This is a genomic window from Hyunsoonleella rubra, from assembly GCF_042684665.1.
GTDB lineage: Bacteria > Bacteroidota > Bacteroidia > Flavobacteriales > Flavobacteriaceae > Jejuia > Jejuia rubra.
Genome location: NZ_JBHULY010000011.1, coordinates 93,172 through 112,106, shown reverse-complemented (window position 1 = coordinate 112,106; position 18,935 = coordinate 93,172). Strand labels below are relative to the sequence as shown.

Genomic DNA, 18,935 nt, shown 5'->3' with positions numbered 1-18,935 from the left:
GCTTTTGTACTGAGACAAGAGCCTAAGCACGCTATGAGGAAAAAAAGAATACTATTATGAAAGTAACTTTTTTTCATTTACAAGTTTTACAAGGTCAATGGAATTATGGATATTTAATTTTTTGAAGATATTTTTTTTGTGGGTTTCTACTGTGTAGGCACTAATAAAAAGCTTTTCTGCTATTTCCGGAACATTTAGGCCTTCAATAAGCTCTGCAATAATTTCCTTTTCCCTTCGGGTGATATTTATTTTTTGAATGAAGCCATCGGTTTCGTCAATTGTTTTTTTTACCCCTTTCCCAAGGTAAAATTTGCCATTTTCAAAAACTGAATCAAAGGCATTTAAAAGGTCATTGGAGGTACAATTTTTCAGCAAAAATCCATCCGCTTTTAGCTGTTGCACTTTTTTAACGATACTTTCCTTATTGTACATGGTGAGTATAATCACCTTTAACTTTGGAAACAAAAGCTTGAGTTCCCTTAAAATATCAACACCGTTTTTATTGGGAAGATTTAGGTCTAATAAAATAGCATCGGGATTATGCTTTTTTACTTCCGGAATGACTTTATTTCCGTCTGAAATATAGCCCTTAACCTGATAATCAGGCTGGTTTTCAAAAATAGAAAGCAGGCCATCAACAACGATTTGATGGTCTTCGCAAATAAGGATGTGTTTTGGTCGGCCCTCCATGCAAGCAATATACATGAAGAAAGATACAAAAAAGATTAATCGTTCAACTTCAATACCGCCATAAACGCTTGTTGCGGAATTTCAACATTACCTACTTGGCATATTAGTTTTTATACTCATCAACAAAAAAACAGCCTTTAACTTGTTTTAACCCCGATTCGTCAGAAACTGTTTCCAAAACCAAGGTTGTGTGCATAAATTTATGCTATCAATCAAAAACGAGCAGTTATGAATGTATTAATCAAAATTATCATAGCATTCCTTTTAAGCTTAATTTCATTACACGCTCAAAACCAAGTTTCAGGAACAATAACAGATGAAAACAAACAACCTCTAGAGTTTGCTGAAATAACGTTACTTATTAATCAATCTTCAATTGTTACGGGCGGTATAACGGACAAAAAGGGCACGTTTAAATTCAATGCCAAACGAGGAAATTACACCTTTCAAGTTACCTATGTTGGGCAAATACTTTACACCAAGCAGATTACTGTAGCAGAGGAATCTATTAACTTAGGAGTTATAAGTGTTGTAAGTTCGCAAGAATTGGATGAAGTTGTTGTTGAAGCAAAAAAGAAGCTAATTCAACGAAAAATAGACCGCCTAGTTTTTAATGTTGAAAATTCGTCAAAAGCCTCTCAGGGGGATGCTTTAGAAGTTTTAAGGGTTACTCCCGCAATACGCGTACAAAACAACAGAATTATGATGATAGGAAAAAGTAGTCTTCAGGTAATGGTCAACGATAAAATAGTACAATTATCAGACGAGGATCTTTCCGAATTTTTAAAATCAATAGCATCAGAAGATATTAAAAACATAGAAGTTATTACAACGCCCCCAGCAAAGTATGAAGCGTCGGGCAATAGCGGGTTGGTTAATATTACTTTAAAACAAGTCAAGAAGGATTCGTGGAATGCCCAGTTAAAATCTGCTTACAGACAACAGCGCTATTCTACGGGCTCCTTTGGAGGGAATTTTAATTTTAATAAAGATAAGTTTAGTATAGCAACGTCATATAATTATAGCAACGGAACTTATTATCAAGAACAAGACGATTATGCCTATTTTCCGGATGGGCTTTGGTACACGTCTTCTCCTTTTAAAGCCGATATTAAGAGGCTTAATGGAAGAATAGACATAAATTACCAAATCACCTCTAAATGGACAATGGGCGGACAGTATTTATACAATAACATAAATTTTGGTGTAACAGATACGCCTTTTACTCCTGTTTTTGATTACAATACCAATGAAACTTTAAGATCTCTCCAATCGGACGGAACAATGGATTTAAGCCCAGAAATTCATTCATTAAACTATAACAATGAGGTTGCCATAGATACTTTAGGGCGAAAAATAACTTTTAATTTGGATTACTTCGCATATAAAAACCCAGATACCAAAACCTATAATGGGGTTTCAATTATAAAAAACCCATTTTCAGAACAATTTTATAGAGGCACAAACACAAATAAACAAGATGTAACAAATGTATCTGCTAAATTAGATATTGAATATCCTTTAAACAGGTTAGATTTAAGTTTTGGAGGGAAAATATCTAACTCAAACTCATTAAACGATATTTTGTTTTTTAACAGTGGATTGGTTAACGCTCCTGTTACAAATTTGCCATTATCCGAAAATGATTTTCATTATAAAGAAAACATTCAAGCATTATATATTTCTGCCAATAAAAATCTAAATGATAAATGGAGTGTACAATTTGGGTTAAGAATGGAAGCGACCCAAACAAACTCTAAATCTACTAATTTAAATATATCTGTTAAAAATAACTACACAAAATTGTTTCCAACGTTTTACCTGTCGTATAGCGCAACAGAAAACGCTAATTTTTCGTTTAATTATAGCAAACGCATTGATAGACCAAGTTTTTTTGAGTTGAATCCAAATTTATATTTTGTCAACCCGTTTCAAACCATCGAAGGAAATGCTTTTTTACAACCAGCCTTCATAGATAATTTTGAATTAATAAATACGTATAAAAACTTCGTAACAAAACTATACTATAGCTATGAAGATAATTTGTTTTCACAAGTGCCATTAGCAGATACTACTACAAATATTATTCGTTTTACCAATGAAAATTTTATAAATACAAATCGAATTGGCTTTTCAGAAAACTACTCATTCAATAAAATTAAATGGTGGAGCAGTAGTAATAGCTTCGATGTAAATTATTCCAAATCAGAATTTAATTTAGAAGAGCAACAAGAGGATCAAAAAGGAATAAATGCAACCATTTCAACCTATAATGATTTTAATGTGAATACGGATAAAACATTGCTATTGGGAGTTTATTTTTGGTATAGCTTTCCTGGTGTAAATGGTATTTTTAACACGAAATCAGCCAGTTCGTTATCTTTATCCCTGCAATATTTATTGTTGAAAAAGGATTTAAATATATCCTTGAGAGGAAATGATATTTTTAAAAGTTCTGCAGAAAGAAATGAAAGCAGGGTTAATGGCGTATTTCAAACAGCAAGATATTATTATGACAGCAGATCGTTTCAACTATCTGTGAGCTACAAATTTGGCAATAAAAACATTAAAGCTAAAAGACATCAAACTGGAAATACAGCAGAAAAAGGGCGTACGGGAAACTAGAGGTAAATACTAATTAATGATAACTAAATTTAATACATCAGATAGAATCTTATTGGTAATTTACTATGGGGTATTTGTCCTTTTAATGACAGTTACATACCATTCTAAAAATGACCTGTACAGCGTTTTTATAGCTGATACTTTTTCATCTATATTAATTTCGGTAAGTATTATTGTTGTTTTCTTTTATGTGTTAATTCCAAAGTATTTATTTAAGAAAAGGTACTTTTATTTTATTGTCTTTGGAGTTTTAATATTGTCCTTTTTTGGGGCCTTACTTGAAACTATTGTTTTTTTTGCAAAAGGTTATAGCTGGAGCGAACTCCCAAAATGGCACAAGCTTGCTATTCTGGGAATTTCGACAGCTTCAGACAATACAGGGTTTCTTTTCGGATTACTTTTAACCAAAAAATTCTATGAAAGCCAAACATTGTTATTAACTGTTGAAAAGCAACAAAAAGAAAACGAGCTAAAATTATTACGTTCTCAAATAGACCCGCATTTTTTGTTTAATAACCTAAATACCTTAGACTGTTTAATTGATGGTAACCCAAATAAAGCAAAAGAATATATTAACAGATTATCTTTAATTTACCGTTATTTAATTAAAACGAAGGATGCCGAGGTCATGGAATTGGCCGAAGAAATTGAATTGACAGAGAACTATATTTTTTTAATTAAAACGCGCTTTGAAAATGATTACGATTTTAAGGTCGATGTTAATACTGCTATTGAAGATAAATTTATTCCCACTGGAGCTATACAAACCCTTTTAGAAAATGTGGTAAAACATAACAAACCTCAAAATAACGAAGCAATTAAAGCTACTATATTAGTAGAAGACAATGCACTAAAAGTTATAAATACAAAATCGAGTATCCTTTCTAAAAACGAATCTTTTGGAACTGGATTAGATAATTTAAAAGCAAGATATCAATTACTATCGGACAAAAAAGTTGTCATTATTAACACAGATAAAGAATACACTATTTCCATCCCAATTATTAAACTTATTGAATAATTTTCAAGTATGAAAATTTTAATTTTAGAAGACGAAATACCTGCATACAAGAAATTAGTTTCTTTTGTAAATGATTATTTTGAAGAAGAAGTTTCTCATGATTGGGCACGCTCAAATAACGATGGTAAAGCATTAATTCTCAAAAACAAATACGATTTTATTTTATCAGACATTCAATTGTTAGATGGTGTGTCATTCGATTTGTACAATGAAATTTTCATAGAATCTCCAATTATATTCTGTTCGGCACACGACGAGTATTTATTTCAAGCCTTTAACACCAATGGTATCGCCTATATCTTAAAACCCTATACACAATCCGATTTTAAAAAAGCCATTGAGAAATACCAATCGCTATTTCAAAAAGGAAATTATAACAAGTTAAATCAGCAAACCATTGCCGAACTCAAATCGGCTTTAAGAGCAGAGCACAACAATTACAAAAAACGTTTTGTCATCAAAAAAGCAAAAGGTATTCAGCTGTTAAATGTGTCAGACATCAATCTTATTGAGGCTTCGGGAGATTTTTGTATTGCTACAGATAACAATGGAAAACGCCATACCATATCGCAAAATCTAGGCGCCATTCATCAACAACTGCACCCCACAAAGTTCTTTAAAATTAACCGTAGCGAGATTATAAATATCGATTATATCGAAAACATAGAAAGCCATTTTAAGAACAGGTTACTTATCCAAATGACGCATGTAAAAGAAAAAGTAATGACGAGTTCCTCCACCACATCAGATTTTAGAAAATGGTTAGAACAATAAGTTTTTGGGCGTTACCACAAGGGTCGGGCTTTCCGTTATATCTTTTTAAGGCATCATTGCGAGGAGCACAGCGACGTGGCAATCTCAAACAATGGGTTTCTAATTACAATTTAGTTTTTATGAGCCTTAAAAAGGATGCCACTACAATCCCTAACGCACCTGTTTGATAGCCTGTGCTTAATCATTCAACTTCAATACCGCCATAAACGCCTGTTGTGGGATCTCTACATTACCTACCTGGCGCATACGTTTCTTACCTTTTTTCTGTTTTTCCAAAAGTTTACGCTTACGCGAAATATCGCCCCCGTAACATTTTGCCGTCACGTCTTTTCTCAGAGCTTTTACAGTTTCCCTGGAAATGATTTTTGCGCCAATGGCCGCTTGAATAGGAATATCAAATTGTTGGCGTGGAATTAATTCTTTTAATTTCTCACACATTTTACGACCGATGGTCTGCGCATTTTCTGCATGAATTAAAGCTGAAAGCGCATCCACGGGTTGTGCATTTAAAAGTATATCCAGCCTTACCAACTTTGAAGGCTTCATCCCAATGGGGTGGTAATCAAAAGACGCATACCCTTTTGAAACTGTTTTGAGCCTATCATAAAAATCAAAAACGATTTCTGCTAAAGGCATTTCAAAAGTCAGCTCTACCCGTTCGGTGGTCAAATACGTTTGATTGGTGATGATGCCACGCTTTTCAATACACAATGACATCACGTTACCCACAAAATCGGCCTTGGTAATAATAGTAGCCTTGATATAAGGTTCCTCCACACGGTTTAAGGTGGAAGGATCGGGCAAATCAGACGGGTTGTTTACAATAATTATCTCGTCGGGTTCTTTGTTTGTAAATGCATGATAGGACACGTTGGGTACTGTAGTAATTACCGTCATATCAAACTCACGCTCCAAACGTTCCTGGATAATTTCCATGTGCAACATCCCCAAAAACCCACATCGGAAACCAAAACCTAATGCCGCAGAACTTTCGGGCTGAAAGACCAAAGAGGCATCATTCAATTGCAGTTTTTCCATGGAAGCGCGAAGCTCTTCATAATCCTCAGTATCCACTGGATAAATACCGGCAAATACCATTGGTTTTACGTCTTCAAATCCTTCAACAATGTTTTGTGTTGGTTTTGCAAAATCAGTAATCGTATCACCAACTTTAACTTCTTTAGCTGTTTTTATACCTGTAATTAAGTAGCCAACATCACCTGCTTTTACATTTTGTTTTGCAACTTGATTTAGCTTTAAAGTACCGATTTCATCAGCATAATAATCTTTACCGGTAGCGACAAATTTAATATGCTGTCCTTTTTTGATTTCACCATTAAATACCCTGAAATAAGTTTCGATCCCCCGAAAGGTGTTGTAAACCGAATCAAAAATCAAGGCCTGTAAGGGTGCATTTGGGTCCCCTTTTGGTGCAGGGATACGCTCAATAATAGCGGCTAAAATGTTATCTACGCCAAAACCAGTTTTACCGCTGGCGTGAATCACTTCCTCGGGGTCGCAACCCAATAAATCCACGATATCATCGGTTACTTCTTCGGGGTTGGCGCTTGGCAAATCCACTTTATTTAATACTGGAATAATTTCCAAATCGTTTTCCAAAGCCAGATATAAATTGGAAATGGTTTGGGCTTGGATGCTTTGTGCTGCATCAACAATTAAAAGGGCACCTTCGCATGCTGCAATAGAACGTGATACCTCATATGAAAAATCCACATGACCAGGGGTATCGATGAGGTTTAAGATATATTTTTCACCTTCATATTCATAGTCCATTTGAATGGCGTGCGATTTGATGGTTATCCCACGTTCGCGCTCCAAATCCATGTTGTCCAACAGCTGGTCCTGCTTTTCACGTGCAGTTACCGAACCCGTGTAATCCAACAAACGGTCGGCCAGTGTGCTTTTCCCATGATCAATATGCGCAATAATACAAAAATTCCTAATGTGCTTCATAAATCAATTCACCTAAAAAAAGATGTTGCAAATATAGTTGTTTTTTGGTCAGACTTCGTACCATACTTCACAGGTTTCGAAAACGTGTCAGGTCTCAATAAATTGAGAAAAATGTGGATATTTTTTCAGTAAATAGAAATGGGTTCAAATGCGAAAAACAGAAGATATTTTTGTACTAAATTTTAAAACCCAGCAGCCAAAGCACCACAAATGCCCAAGCTGATGATACAGTAAACAACGGCAATAATAAAAAGTACCTTGGCCGCCTTTTTGTTGCTCTTTCGAACCAGCAGGCCAATGATAGTCAATATTATGGCAGGGCCGAACATAATGGCCAAGACCAAATATAACAGGGCGTCGTAGTTTGCTTCTATTAATAATGTGTTCATAATATATTCGACCTAAGTGCGTCCAGTTGTTTTTTCTTCTCATCTCTATACAATAAATTCATAGTTTCAAACGGAATAATTTTATTGTCCTTATCCACAATATGCACGCAGGATTTTTTTATCGCACGCACGTCAAAGTTGTAAGCGTCAATAAATTGCATGATAATAATACGAAATAAATTGTCATATCCCAGATTCGGCGCATCGATATCTGGCAAACAGCACATAATACTTTTTAAGTTTTCTTCGGCAACCTCAACGGAATTTCCCGTACTAAAGAGTTCAATCATTTTCCCGTGCAATTGCTCGTCCTGCTCATAAATAATGGTGTTTTTGCTATTATCCAGTAAATCGTTGGGGTTGATGTAGCGTGTCAAGGGGAACACTTCGCCGTCCAATTTAAGTGCATAACCCATCACTAAAGCATCCGGATTGCAGGGTACGGGCAATAAATCGTCCGAAGTAAAAATATCAGTCTGCTCCATAATATTACGGCGCACTTCGGTGAGGGTCATTCGATTCGTTTCGGGATTAAAATTGTCCAATCGCCCCGCAATCTGAGTGGGCTGAAACGTCACCCCGCGCACGCACTTTTGTTGTAGTGCAAAGTCGATAATTTTTCCAATTTCAGTATCATTCAAACCCTTTTGAAGTGTTACCACCAGTGTCGTCGACAAATTCATTGCATTCAAATGTTCCAAAGCCTTCACCCGGATATCCCACAAATCCGCACCGCGCAATTCCTGCAAAACCGTATTCTCAAAAGAGTCGAATTGCAAGTAAATTTCAAAATCAGGTGCATAGCTTTTTAAGCGCTCAGCGAACCCAAAATCCTTAGCAATTTTAATCCCGTTGGTATTCAGCATCAAATGCCGAATGGGTAGCGATTTTGCATAATCCAAAATGGCCCAAAACTCCGGATGAATGGTCGGCTCCCCACCCGAAATTTGTACCACATCCGGTTCCTTTTCGTTTCGGACTACAGCATCCAACATAGCCTTGACTTCCTCCAAACTGCGGTGTCTCCCGTATGTGGGCGACGACCCCGCATAGCAGGTTGGACAGGTTAAATTACAACGGTCCGTCACCTCCACCACCGTAAGGCACGAATGCTGTTCGTGGTCCGGGCACAACCCGCAGTCGTACGGGCACCCATAGTGCGTTTTCGTGTTAAACGTATGCGGCGTTTCGCTCGGCTTATTGTAGTTTCTAATATTTTTGTAATACTCGATATCGTCCGCAATCAGCACCTTAGAATTGCCGTGCACATCGCAACGTTTCAGCATGTACACCTTCCCGTTTTCAAACACAATTTTCGCATCCACCCGTTGCAAACATTCCGGGCAAAGGCTCAGGGTAAAATCGTAATAGGTATATTTTCTTGTTGGCATAGTTTAATTTTTATTTGGGCGTCTGCCTGCTTGCAGGTAGGTTACTCTTCGCTCATACCTATAAGGTTTTTTAATTCCCATAATTTGGTTCATAATCAAGAGGTAAAGCATGTGCAGATCTTTCATAAGCCCAGTATTCTTCATATAACACATTATTTAGCGGATTGGCTAAAATTCCTTGTGGGGAAATTATGATTTTTTCTGTTAATGGAATTATGTTCGATACTTGTGGTAACGCCACAATAGGTGGATTAGATTTGTATCTTAAAACATAACCTTTTTCTTGCTTTTCTTTGAGATATGTAATTCTTAAATTATTATCAAATTTTAGGTACGTTTTATTATTCTCTTTATGAATGATTTCTGAAGAGGCTATATCGGATTTGTATAAATAGTCAATATGTTTTCTTGAAAAATTAAGTATTACATTGGATTTAGATAATTCCTTTCTAGCTTTTAATAATTCCTCTTCACTAGGTTTATCTTTATTTTTCTTTCTTACAAACGCATCTATAACAAAACCTTCTTCCTTAGATGAATTTTTCAAAATACTTTTGTAAAAGTGTATTGGCGAACCATTATAGGCCTTTAACCTGTTTTTTCGCCATTTCTTCTGCTTATTTTTACTCCCTTTTAATTCTAAAAAATAAGAATATCCCAAATATTTAAAGTTATTTTTTTCTACTGAGAAGTATTTCAAATCGCAGAAAATATCATAGCCTAGAGCTTCATTTCTTATTTGCAATGGCTCTATAGCTTCTGCTCTTAAAATATTATTTTCTGAATCAAATTCAAAAAACAAAACATCTGGATTTTGTATAGTGCAAGATTTCGAAAACTTAGTAGTACCCATAAATTCACGAAAGAAAACGGAAAAATTATGTTCCCATTCATCATTGTTTTTTTTCTCTTTTATAACAACTTCATCCAATACAACTTCTTCTTCTAAAAGTGAAAAAACGAGTGGTTTTGTGTAATTGGAGGTATCAAAATTATACTTCATAGTCTTGAAACCTATATGTGAAATTATTAATTCATAAACCCCATTGTTTACCTCTAAATTAAATTCACCGTTGTTATCTGTAATAGCTCCTATTGTAGTATTATTGAGATATACAGTTACATCGCTCTTTGGTTTATTGTCAAAATAAACAGTTCCTCTTAAATTTATTTGAGCAGTCAATTTAAAAACAAAAAGTAAAAAAAACGATATGATTATTTGTGATTTAGCCATTAGATTTTAATGTATGTTTTACTATTTCCAGTAGTTTTTATTTAGAATATTGTGTAACCTCTAAATGTATTCCCAATCCTGTATCATTACGGTGTCTTTTTATACGCCATTTTTCATGTACATTAGCTCTATTGCATGAAGGACCAGTATAAAAGGCTAAGGGAATATGAATTCTTTTCCATTCTTCTTCTATATCATCATCGTTTTCAAAATCAATCCATTCTATTGCAACTAAAAAATTATTGCTGAACGATAGCTGTTGTTTTGATAAATCAATTTTAACGCTTCCTTGACCAATTATTTTATAGATAAAGTCAGTTCTATTTATTTTTTCTAAATCAACAATACCATCTATAATATTATAAAAATTAATTCTAAAAGTTGCAGACTTAAATCCAAATCGTTTAATAGTAAATTGAACATTCTTTATATCGTAAATTTTATTCTTTTTTACCTGAATTATCTTCCCAAACTCATACCCCAAATCTTGAGGACGAATTGATAGATCAATATCTCCTCCAAATTCTATTTTAGTCCCAACAATTTTTAGTTTTCTTTTTTTATGAGAAATAACAATTTCTTCTAAAGTTTCTACTTTAGGGGTGAGTTCAATTTTCTGAGTACTTAGAGGAATTGAAACGATTTTTTTGTTAAAATTTAAGTGTGAAAAGATTAAAGAATCATTTTCTTTTGTTGAAGAATGTTCTAAAAAAAAGTCCCCTTTTTGATTGCTTACAGTACCAATAGATTTTCCTTTAATAGAAATATTAACGTAAGCGATTCCTTTTCCCGATGTATCTACACACTTCCCTTTTATTTGAGCATAAGAGGCTGTAGAAAAAAATAAACACGATAAGATTATTGATTTATAAAGGAATTTCATTTAAAAACATTTTTATTATAGTTTGTGTTTGTTGCGTTAAGATATTGAGTATTCAATAGTTTTTTACTATAGCTATTAGTTTTTATTGAGAATATTGTTCAACCTCTAAATGTATTCCCAACCCCTTATTATTGCGAGATCCTCCTATTTTCCATTTTTGATGTGCAGTAGGTCTACCACACATAGGGCCAGTATCATTAGCCATAGGAATAAAAATTCTTCTCCATTTTTTTTCTATAGTATCATCGATTTCAAGATCAATCCATTCAATTGAAACTAAAAAATTATTACTGAACGATAGATCTTGTTTTGATAAATCAATTTTAACGATTCCATCATCAATAATTTTATAGATTAAATCGGTTTTATTTGTTTTTTCTAAATCAACAACACCATCTATAACATTATAAAAATTGATTCTAAAAGTTGCAGACTTAAATCCAAATTCTATAATTGTAAATTGCATATTCTTTATATCGTAAACTTTATTCTTTCTTACTTTAATTATTTTTCCGGCCTCAACACCCATGGGACTTTTACGAGTAAACGCAAAAGCAACATCTCCTCTATCTTCTATTTTGGTCCCAACAATTTTTAATTTTCTTTTTTTATTTGAAACAACAATTTCTTCTAAAGTTTCTACTTTAGGTGTGAGTTCAATTTTCTGAGTACTTAGAGGAATTGAAACGATTTTTTTGTTAAAATTCAAGTGTGAAAAGATTAAAGAATCATTTTCTTTTATAGAAGAATGTTCTAAAAAAAAGTCCCCTTTTTGATTGCTTACAGTACCAATAGATTTTCCTTTAATAGAAATATTAACGTAAGCGATTCCTATACCTAATGTATCTACACACTTTCCTTTTATTTGAGCATAAGAGGTTATAGAAAAAAATAAACAAAATAAGATTATTGATTTATTAAGTAATTTCATTGAAAATTATTTTTAGTATAGTTTGAGTTTGTTAAGTTAATTTTTGAGAATTCAATAGTTTTTTCTATTGCATTAGTTTTTATTGAGAATATTGTTCAACCTCTAAGTGTATTCCCAATCCAAGATTATTACCGATTCTTTTTATACGCCATTTTTCATTTACATTCTTTCTAGAGCAGATAGGACCAGCATCATTAGCTAAGGGAATATCAATTCTTTTCCATCCTTCTTCTATATCATCATCGTTTTCAAAATCAATCCATTCAATCGAAACTAAAAATTTATTACGGAACGATAGATGTTGTTTTGATAAATCAATGTTAACGATTCCATTATCAATGATTTTATAGATAAAGTCAGTTCTATTTATTTTTTCTAAATCAATAATATCATCTCTGATATTATAAAAATTGATTCTAAAAGTTGCAGACTTAAATCCAAATTCTTCAATAGTAAATTGAACATTTTTTATATCGTAAATTTTATTCTTTTTTACTTTAATTATCTTCCCAGACTCATACCCCAGATTGTTAGAACGGGTAAAGAGTTTAGAATCTCCTCTACTTACTATTTTAGTCCCAACAATTTTTAATTTTCTTTTTTTATGAGAAATAACAATTTCTTCTAAAGTTTCTACTTTAGGCGTGAGTTCAATTTCTTTAACACTTAAAGGAATTGCAACTGTTTTTTTGTTAAAATTTAAGTGTGAAAAAATTAAAGAATCATTTTGGTTGATAGAAGAATGATTTAAATAAAAATCTCCTTTTTGATTGCTCACAGTACCAATAGATTTTCCTTTAACAGAGATATTAACATACGCGATTCCTTTTCCAAAGATATCTACACACTTCCCTTTTATTTGAGCATAAGAGGTTATGGAAAAAAATAAACACGATAAGATTATTGTTTTATAAAGGAATTTCATTTAAAAACATTTTTATTACAAAACCATCTAATTTTAATTACCTTAACTATCGTATTCCCGTAGTAAAGTAAACAAACTAAACACAATATTTGAATCGTACTCAATCCAAAAACATAAAACACATTCGGTTTTAAAAATTCAATGAAAAACCGAAACCCAAAGTAAAGTATCATAAACCATTTAAAGAGGTCGCCGTTTTTTAAAGTTGCTTTGTTTTGTAATTGTTTCAAACCATAAAACAATAGCACCAAAAACACCATTTCATAAAGCGAAGTAGGGTGTCTCAAAAGGCCATCCCCCAAATCCATTCCCGCAAAAAATGAAGTTTCCTTGCCAAAGGTAAATTCATTGGTACCGGATAAAAAGCAACCAATCCTTCCAATAAAAATGCCCAAAATAATTGGGAACGTAAATAAATCCCCTGAGGATTGGGTTTCGCCAATATATTTTTTCATCAGTTCCACACCCAAAAGCCCACCGAACAAACCGCCCATAATGGTTTTGGTGTTTAATAATTGAATCAAGTTTTCTTGTGAAATCGTAAGAACAGGATTTTCTAAAAACCCAACCACACGCGACCCGATTAAGGCGCCCAAAGCAGCCCCAAGGATGATGGACAGTCGGTTATTTGAGGAAATACGGTCGCTACTTTTTCGCCTTAATACTACGTAGTACCTAAATGCCACAAAAAAGGCCAGATATTCCAGTACCAAATGTACATTAATGGCGTAGCCAAAAAGTTGGGGCTCAAAGGGGATGTCCAAATCGTAAAATTTTCTAAATATACCTGTTTTGTGCTACTTTTGCAGTATATCCCTTAGGTATGAGGCTTTTTGTGTTGGTTGTTATTGTTGTTTGCGGACTGAATCCCATATTCGGGCAAACCATCGAGGTGTCTCAGAAATTCAATTTGCCCAGTACTTTGACGGAGTCTTCGGGAGCCATCTTTTTTAATGATAAATTGATTACGATTACAGATTCGGGAGGGGAAAACAAGCTTTACGAATTGGACACCCTGTCTGGAAATATCACAAGAACCGTGACTATCTCCAACGCCACGAATTTCGATTGGGAAGCTTTGACGCAGGACGATACATCGATTTTTATTGGCGATATTGGCAACAATAGTGGTGACCGAACCGACTTAAAGGTTTATAAAATCAGTAAAGTAGATTATCTCAATTCTACCAATATTAACGCGGAAACGATTGGCTTCAGTTATGCCGATCAATCCGATTTTACGCCAAATTTAAATAATACCGAATGGGATGCGGAGGCTTTAGTATCTTACAGTGATACGCATTTAATACTGTTCACAAAAGATTGGGTTAATAACATTACGAAAAGCTATCTTATTCCAAAAACGCCGGGGACATTTGCCGTAAATCGGTTAAATTCCACTTTGGAAAGTGATGGCCTCATTACGGGTGGGTTTTTTAATGATGCTTCGGGGAAATTGTATTTGGTGGGCTATTCCAGTCTTTTGGTGCCTTTTATTTGGACAAGTGAGAGTTTTAACGGGAACGATGTGTTTTCAGGAACCAATACAAAATCAGCTTTGGATGTTGGGCAGGAACAAATTGAGGGTATTGCTTCCGTTAGCGCAAACCGCTATTTAATGACTTCGGAATCTTTTTCCGTCACTCGTTTGGGAATTACCTTTTCTGATGATGCCAAGCTAATGGCGTTTTCAATAGATGAGGGCGCGCTTGGTAATTCCAATTTTGAAAACAACGAAAGCATCAAAATTCTTCCAAACCCAGTAGTTGATGTTCTGTACATAAATGGAGAAGATATAGTCTCAGTGGAGCTTTTCGATACAAAGTCAGTATTGCTGTCTAGAGGCCAGCAAACACAAATAGATATGAGCAATATGTCCTCGGGCGTTTATTTGGTGAGGGTGAATTTTCAGGACCAAACCTCACTCATGAAACGTGTGGTAAAACAGTAAGAGAACCCTTTCGTAAAAATGAAACGAGCGAAACACCCCTGTGGCTTGCTGTGGAGGTAGTTGGTTTCAGGAAATTCTTTTATTTTTGCGCAAAATTTATACACGTGGTCAAAATAGACAACATAGAACTGCCTGATTTCCCGTTGCTTTTAGCACCGATGGAGGACGTCAGCGACCCGCCGTTCCGAGCCTTGTGCAAGGAGCAGGGGGCAGATGTGGTCTATACCGAATTTGTGTCCAGTGAAGGATTGATACGAAATGCAGCCAAGAGCGTGATGAAACTGGATATTTACGAAAAGGAGCGTCCTGTGGGTATCCAAATCTTTGGGGCTAATTTGGGCAGTATGCTCCAAACGATTGATATCGTTGAAAAATCCAACCCGGATATTATTGATATCAACTTTGGTTGCCCAGTGAAAAAGGTGGTTAGCAAGGGCGCTGGAGCCGGCATTTTAAAGGACATCTGTTTGATGGAGAAGCTTACTGCCGAAATGGTAAAGCGTACCAACTTACCAATCACGGTAAAAACCCGTTTGGGATGGGATCACGATTCTATAAAAATTGTTGAGGTTGCCGAACGCTTGCAGGATGTGGGTTGCAAGGCAATCGCTATACATGGGCGTACACGGGCGCAGATGTACAAGGGCCATGCCGATTGGAAACCCATTGCGGCGGTAAAAAACAATCCACGAATGCATATTCCCGTATTTGGAAACGGGGATGTAGATACCCCTGAGCGTGCTGTTGAAATGCGCGACAGCTATGGCTTGGACGGTGCCATGATTGGTCGTGCCAGTATAGGAAACCCTTGGTTTTTTAAACAGGTGAAACATTATTTTAAAACAGGTAAGCATTTGCCTCCGATATCTTTAGAGGAACGTGTGGAAGCTGCCCGTCGCCATTTGCAAATGTCCATTGATTGGAAAGGCGAAAAGCTTGGGGTTTTTGAAACCCGTCGTCATTATACCAACTACTTTAAAGGCATTCCGCATTTTAAGGACTACCGCATGAAAATGGTGACCAGCGATCATTCCGAGGATGTTTTTGCGACTTTTGATGAGGTTTTGGAGCGATTTGCGGGATATGAGTTTACGAGCTAAGAACCACCTGAAAAACGTTCTGTCATTCCTGCGAAGGCAGGAATCCACCTCTTTTAGTAACGATTTTAGATTCCTGCCTTCGCAGGAATGACAACACCGTGTAATTTTTTTGTTCCTTTAGCATAGTTTTTAAAACCCAGATTGATTAATGAAAAATACAATCAAAATTATCTACTGCACCCAATGCCGATGGCTGTTACGCGCCACTTGGATGTCCCAAGAACTGTTAACTACTTTTGCTGATGAAATCGATGAATTGACCTTGGTTCCTGGCTCTGGAGGTGTTTTTGAAGTTTATGCTAATGAGGCACAAGTTTGGTCACGAAAGGCGATGAACGGCTTTCCGGAAATAACCGAATTGAAACGCCTTGTTCGGGATGTGATTGCACCTGACAAGGATTTGGGGCATATTGATCGTAAAAAATAATCAATATTGGTCGTTGTATTAAGCAGAATCATTTCTATACCTTAGCATACTATTTATCTAAAAGTATTACTCGCTATGTTTAAATTCATTTTTTCGCTACTCACAGTTTCACTTTCATTTACAGGTCTTAAAGCACAAGAGCCCTATCAGTTTACCGAAGTTATTGATTTAGAAGCAACGCCTGTCATTAGTCAAGGTCGCACTGGGACATGTTGGAGCTTTTCAAGCACGTCGTTTTTAGAATCAGAAATTATTAGACTTATAGGACAGCAAATTGACTTATCTGAAATGTACACGGTACGCAATACCTATCCCAAAAAGGCAGATAATTTTGTGATGCGCCAAGGCAAAGCGCAATTTAGTGAAGGTGGTTTAGCGCATGATGTCCTTAATTCTGTAGCAGAATACGGCTTGGTGCCGAATACTGCATTTAGTGGTTTATTTGGAGGCGAAACCTATCATAACCATGCTGAATTAGTGGCAGTTTTAAGCGGAATGGTAGAAACCTATGTGGATAATCCTGGAAAAAAATTAAGCAAAAAATGGAAACCAGCCATAGAAGCTGTGCTGTCGACATATATTGGCGAAAACCCAAAGACATTTGAGTATGACGGCAAAACCTATACACCGCAGTCGTTTTTAGAAATGACAAAAATTAATCCGTCAGATTATGTAAGCATCACGTCCTTTACGCATGCGCCATTTTATTCAAAATTTATTTTAAATATTCCAGATAATTGGAGCTATGGCAGTTTTTATAATGTGAATTTGGACGAGATGATACAAACTATTGATAATGCTCTGGAAAATGGATTTACAGTAGAGTTAGACTGCGATGTGAGCGAACCAACATTTTCCTCCAAAAGCGGTGTGGCAATAATTCCAGCATCAACAGAAAACAACGAAAAAGCCTTAGAGGCCATTTATCCTGAAAAACAAATTACGCAACAATACCGTCAGGACGAATTTGAAAACTTCACCACTACCGACGATCATTTAATGCACATTACGGGCATTTTAAAAGACGAAAATGGGACTAAATATTACAAGGTAAAAAACAGTTGGGGTACAGATGTTAATAGAAATGCCAATGGGGGTTATATATATTTTAGCCGAAGCTACATGCGTTTGAAAGCTATCAGTATTACCGTGCATAAAGATGCTATTACAAACGTATTAGCAAATAAACTAGGCGTTGATTAAGAAAAAACCTTTGCAAATATAACCCGCGATAGGGATTGAGGCATGCTTAGACTGCGTTCAGCTGGGGTTTGTTGAATTCCCTCTTGGGAGAAAGCAGTTACCGAAAGCTCGGTTGCCATTTTTTTTGGAAATGGCAACTCGCCCAAAACATCAATACCCAGTAACCAACTTCTCAGTAATTTTCGTAGCACTTATTTTAGAAGATAAAATGCCCAAAATCGAAATGGTAAGGAATACGATGACAAAGTTTTCCAGTTTAATACTAACGGGATAGGCCAATGTTGGCGTGATGGGCACAAGCCCAAAAGTTTGTTGAAGCAACACTACTAAAAACCCTAAACACAAACCAACCACACAACCGATAAGCGTAATGGCCGATCCTTGAAGGAAGAAGATTTTGCGCATGTTTTTAAGGGGTACGCCCAAGTTGAAAAGCGTGCTGAGCGATGGCTTTTTTTCCAGTATCATCATGATGATGGAGCCGATAACGTTGAATATCAACAGTGCCGATACCAGTGTGAGCAGTAGGTAAATCAACAGGTTTTCGCTGTTGAGCATTTTATAGAGCGCATCATTAAGTTGGACACGGTTTTTTAGCGCTACGTTATTCCCTAAAATAGATTGGATTTGCGATTTTATATGGGCTTCATCAGCATTAGGTTTAAGCTTGAATTCAATGGCCGATATTTGATTCGGTTGATAACTTAACAACCGCCTTGCCAAACTGATGGAAGTATATACATAGGTATCGTTCAGCTCTTCATTAATATCAAATATACCTACATTTATAGCCCGAACGGAGTTAAAAGCATTTTTGATCGATTGGATCTGACCTGTTCCTGGTTTGGGCACATAAAGGTTAACAGCTTTTCCGTAGTCCAACACTCCGAAAGACAGGTTTTGAGACACCCCCCAACCAGCCACAATTTGGTTGGTTTTTTGTTCGAGCCAATTGCCATAACTAATTACGGAGTCTATGGCGCTTACTTTGTTATAGTTCCCATCAACACCTTTGATGCTGGCCAGGTAATTTTTGCCATCGGACAGTACGATAACCCGTTCTTCAATCACTTCGGAATAGAGGGCTATGCCATCAATAGAATCAAGTGCTTTTCGTTGGAATGGGCTTAAAACGAAAGACTTCCCAACCACCGTTTCAGCCTTTAAATCGGGATCAACGATAGTGGAAAATTGCAAGGTAAAATCCTTTAAACCAGCAAAACCGGACAGCACCACAAACAAGGATGCGGCGCCTAAAACCACGCCGATAAGCGCGATGATGGTGATAAAATTAATAGCATTATTACTGCTCTTGGAGCGCAGGTAACGTTTGGCTATATAAAACGGAACATTCAATACTATTGTCTAATAAAAAAGATAATTAAAAACTATAACGTAATTATTGAAGGTTTTTTTT

The 18,935-nt window shown here is 35.6% G+C and carries 18 protein-coding genes; 8 read left to right on the top strand and 10 right to left on the bottom strand.

Features of this window, described 5'->3' with window-relative positions; translation table 11 throughout:
- Positions 1-54: 54 nt before the first annotated feature.
- Complete coding sequence (locus ACFSR8_RS06055; RefSeq protein WP_380290071.1) at positions 55-705, bottom strand: response regulator; 651 nt, start codon at positions 703-705, stop codon at positions 55-57.
- Between the two features lie 213 nt (positions 706-918).
- Between ACFSR8_RS06055 and ACFSR8_RS06050 the strand changes: the two genes are divergently transcribed.
- Genes ACFSR8_RS06050 through ACFSR8_RS06035 form a run of 4 tightly spaced genes read left to right on the top strand, consistent with a single transcriptional unit; the run spans position 919 to position 5,277 of the window.
- Positions 919-3,315: a TonB-dependent receptor domain-containing protein gene (locus tag ACFSR8_RS06050; RefSeq protein WP_380290069.1), complete on the top strand. Its 2,397-nt coding sequence runs from the start codon at positions 919-921 to the stop codon at positions 3,313-3,315.
- A gap of 16 nt (positions 3,316-3,331) precedes the next feature.
- The gene (locus ACFSR8_RS06045; protein ID WP_380290067.1) at positions 3,332-4,336 is read left to right on the top strand and encodes a sensor histidine kinase; all 1,005 of its coding nucleotides are present in this window, start codon (positions 3,332-3,334) and stop codon (positions 4,334-4,336) included.
- A 9-nt stretch (positions 4,337-4,345) separates the two neighbouring features.
- Positions 4,346-5,110 carry a LytR/AlgR family response regulator transcription factor gene (locus ACFSR8_RS06040; RefSeq protein WP_380290065.1) on the top strand — a complete coding sequence of 255 codons (765 nt, stop codon included), beginning with the start codon at positions 4,346-4,348 and terminating at the stop codon, positions 5,108-5,110.
- Positions 5,095-5,277 (top strand): hypothetical protein, encoded by a 183-nt coding sequence (locus ACFSR8_RS06035; protein ID WP_380290063.1) that lies wholly within the window; start codon positions 5,095-5,097, stop codon positions 5,275-5,277. Before ACFSR8_RS06040 ends, ACFSR8_RS06035 begins: the two co-directional genes overlap by 16 nt.
- Positions 5,278-5,287: 10 nt before the next feature.
- On the opposite strand, the gene lepA is transcribed toward ACFSR8_RS06035, so the two are convergent.
- The 8 genes from lepA to ACFSR8_RS05995 all read right to left on the bottom strand — a co-directional run bounded on the left by lepA (position 5,288) and on the right by ACFSR8_RS05995 (position 13,601).
- A complete protein-coding gene (gene lepA, locus ACFSR8_RS06030; RefSeq protein WP_380290061.1) occupies positions 5,288-7,084 on the bottom strand; it encodes a translation elongation factor 4 in 1,797 nt (598 codons plus the stop codon).
- Positions 7,085-7,266: 182 nt separating this feature from the next.
- A complete protein-coding gene (locus ACFSR8_RS06025; protein ID WP_380290059.1) occupies positions 7,267-7,473 on the bottom strand; it encodes a hypothetical protein in 207 nt (68 codons plus the stop codon).
- Positions 7,470-8,864, bottom strand: a complete 1,395-nt coding sequence (locus tag ACFSR8_RS06020) for a radical SAM protein (protein WP_380290057.1) — start codon at positions 8,862-8,864, stop codon at positions 7,470-7,472. Before ACFSR8_RS06020 ends, ACFSR8_RS06025 begins: the two co-directional genes overlap by 4 nt.
- A 70-nt stretch (positions 8,865-8,934) precedes the next feature.
- A complete protein-coding gene (locus ACFSR8_RS06015) occupies positions 8,935-10,098 on the bottom strand; it encodes a carboxypeptidase-like regulatory domain-containing protein (protein WP_380290055.1) in 1,164 nt (387 codons plus the stop codon).
- Between the two features lie 37 nt (positions 10,099-10,135).
- Positions 10,136-10,981 (bottom strand): carboxypeptidase-like regulatory domain-containing protein, encoded by an 846-nt coding sequence (locus ACFSR8_RS06010; RefSeq protein ID WP_380290053.1) that lies wholly within the window; start codon positions 10,979-10,981, stop codon positions 10,136-10,138.
- 82 nt (positions 10,982-11,063) lie between these two features.
- Positions 11,064-11,912 (bottom strand): carboxypeptidase-like regulatory domain-containing protein, encoded by an 849-nt coding sequence (locus ACFSR8_RS06005; protein ID WP_380290051.1) that lies wholly within the window; start codon positions 11,910-11,912, stop codon positions 11,064-11,066.
- A 79-nt stretch (positions 11,913-11,991) separates the two neighbouring features.
- Entirely contained in the window at positions 11,992-12,837 is an 846-nt protein-coding gene (locus ACFSR8_RS06000; protein ID WP_380290049.1) for a carboxypeptidase-like regulatory domain-containing protein, read from the bottom strand.
- A complete protein-coding gene (locus ACFSR8_RS05995) occupies positions 12,834-13,601 on the bottom strand; it encodes a prolipoprotein diacylglyceryl transferase (RefSeq protein ID WP_380290047.1) in 768 nt (255 codons plus the stop codon). The genes ACFSR8_RS06000 and ACFSR8_RS05995 overlap by 4 nt, the downstream gene beginning before the upstream one ends.
- A 59-nt stretch (positions 13,602-13,660) precedes the next feature.
- On the opposite strand from ACFSR8_RS05995, the gene ACFSR8_RS05990 reads away from it, so the two are divergent.
- The 4 genes from ACFSR8_RS05990 (at position 13,661) to ACFSR8_RS05975 (ending at position 17,518) form a co-directional block, all read left to right on the top strand.
- Positions 13,661-14,788, top strand: coding sequence for a T9SS type A sorting domain-containing protein (locus tag ACFSR8_RS05990; RefSeq protein WP_380290045.1), 1,128 nt, complete (start codon positions 13,661-13,663; stop codon positions 14,786-14,788).
- A 104-nt stretch (positions 14,789-14,892) separates the two neighbouring features.
- Complete coding sequence (gene dusB / locus ACFSR8_RS05985) at positions 14,893-15,888, top strand: tRNA dihydrouridine synthase DusB (RefSeq protein ID WP_380290043.1); 996 nt, start codon at positions 14,893-14,895, stop codon at positions 15,886-15,888.
- A gap of 148 nt (positions 15,889-16,036) precedes the next feature.
- Positions 16,037-16,315, top strand: a complete 279-nt coding sequence (locus ACFSR8_RS05980) for a SelT/SelW/SelH family protein (RefSeq protein ID WP_380290042.1) — start codon at positions 16,037-16,039, stop codon at positions 16,313-16,315.
- A gap of 75 nt (positions 16,316-16,390) precedes the next feature.
- On the top strand, positions 16,391-17,518 hold the full coding sequence (locus tag ACFSR8_RS05975; RefSeq protein ID WP_380290040.1) for a C1 family peptidase: 1,128 nt from the start codon (positions 16,391-16,393) through the stop codon (positions 17,516-17,518).
- 150 nt (positions 17,519-17,668) lie between these two features.
- Here the strand turns inward: ACFSR8_RS05975 and ACFSR8_RS05970 are convergent, their stop codons facing one another.
- Positions 17,669-18,874 (bottom strand): ABC transporter permease, encoded by a 1,206-nt coding sequence (locus ACFSR8_RS05970; RefSeq protein ID WP_380290038.1) that lies wholly within the window; start codon positions 18,872-18,874, stop codon positions 17,669-17,671.
- Between the last annotated feature and the right edge of the window lie 61 nt (positions 18,875-18,935).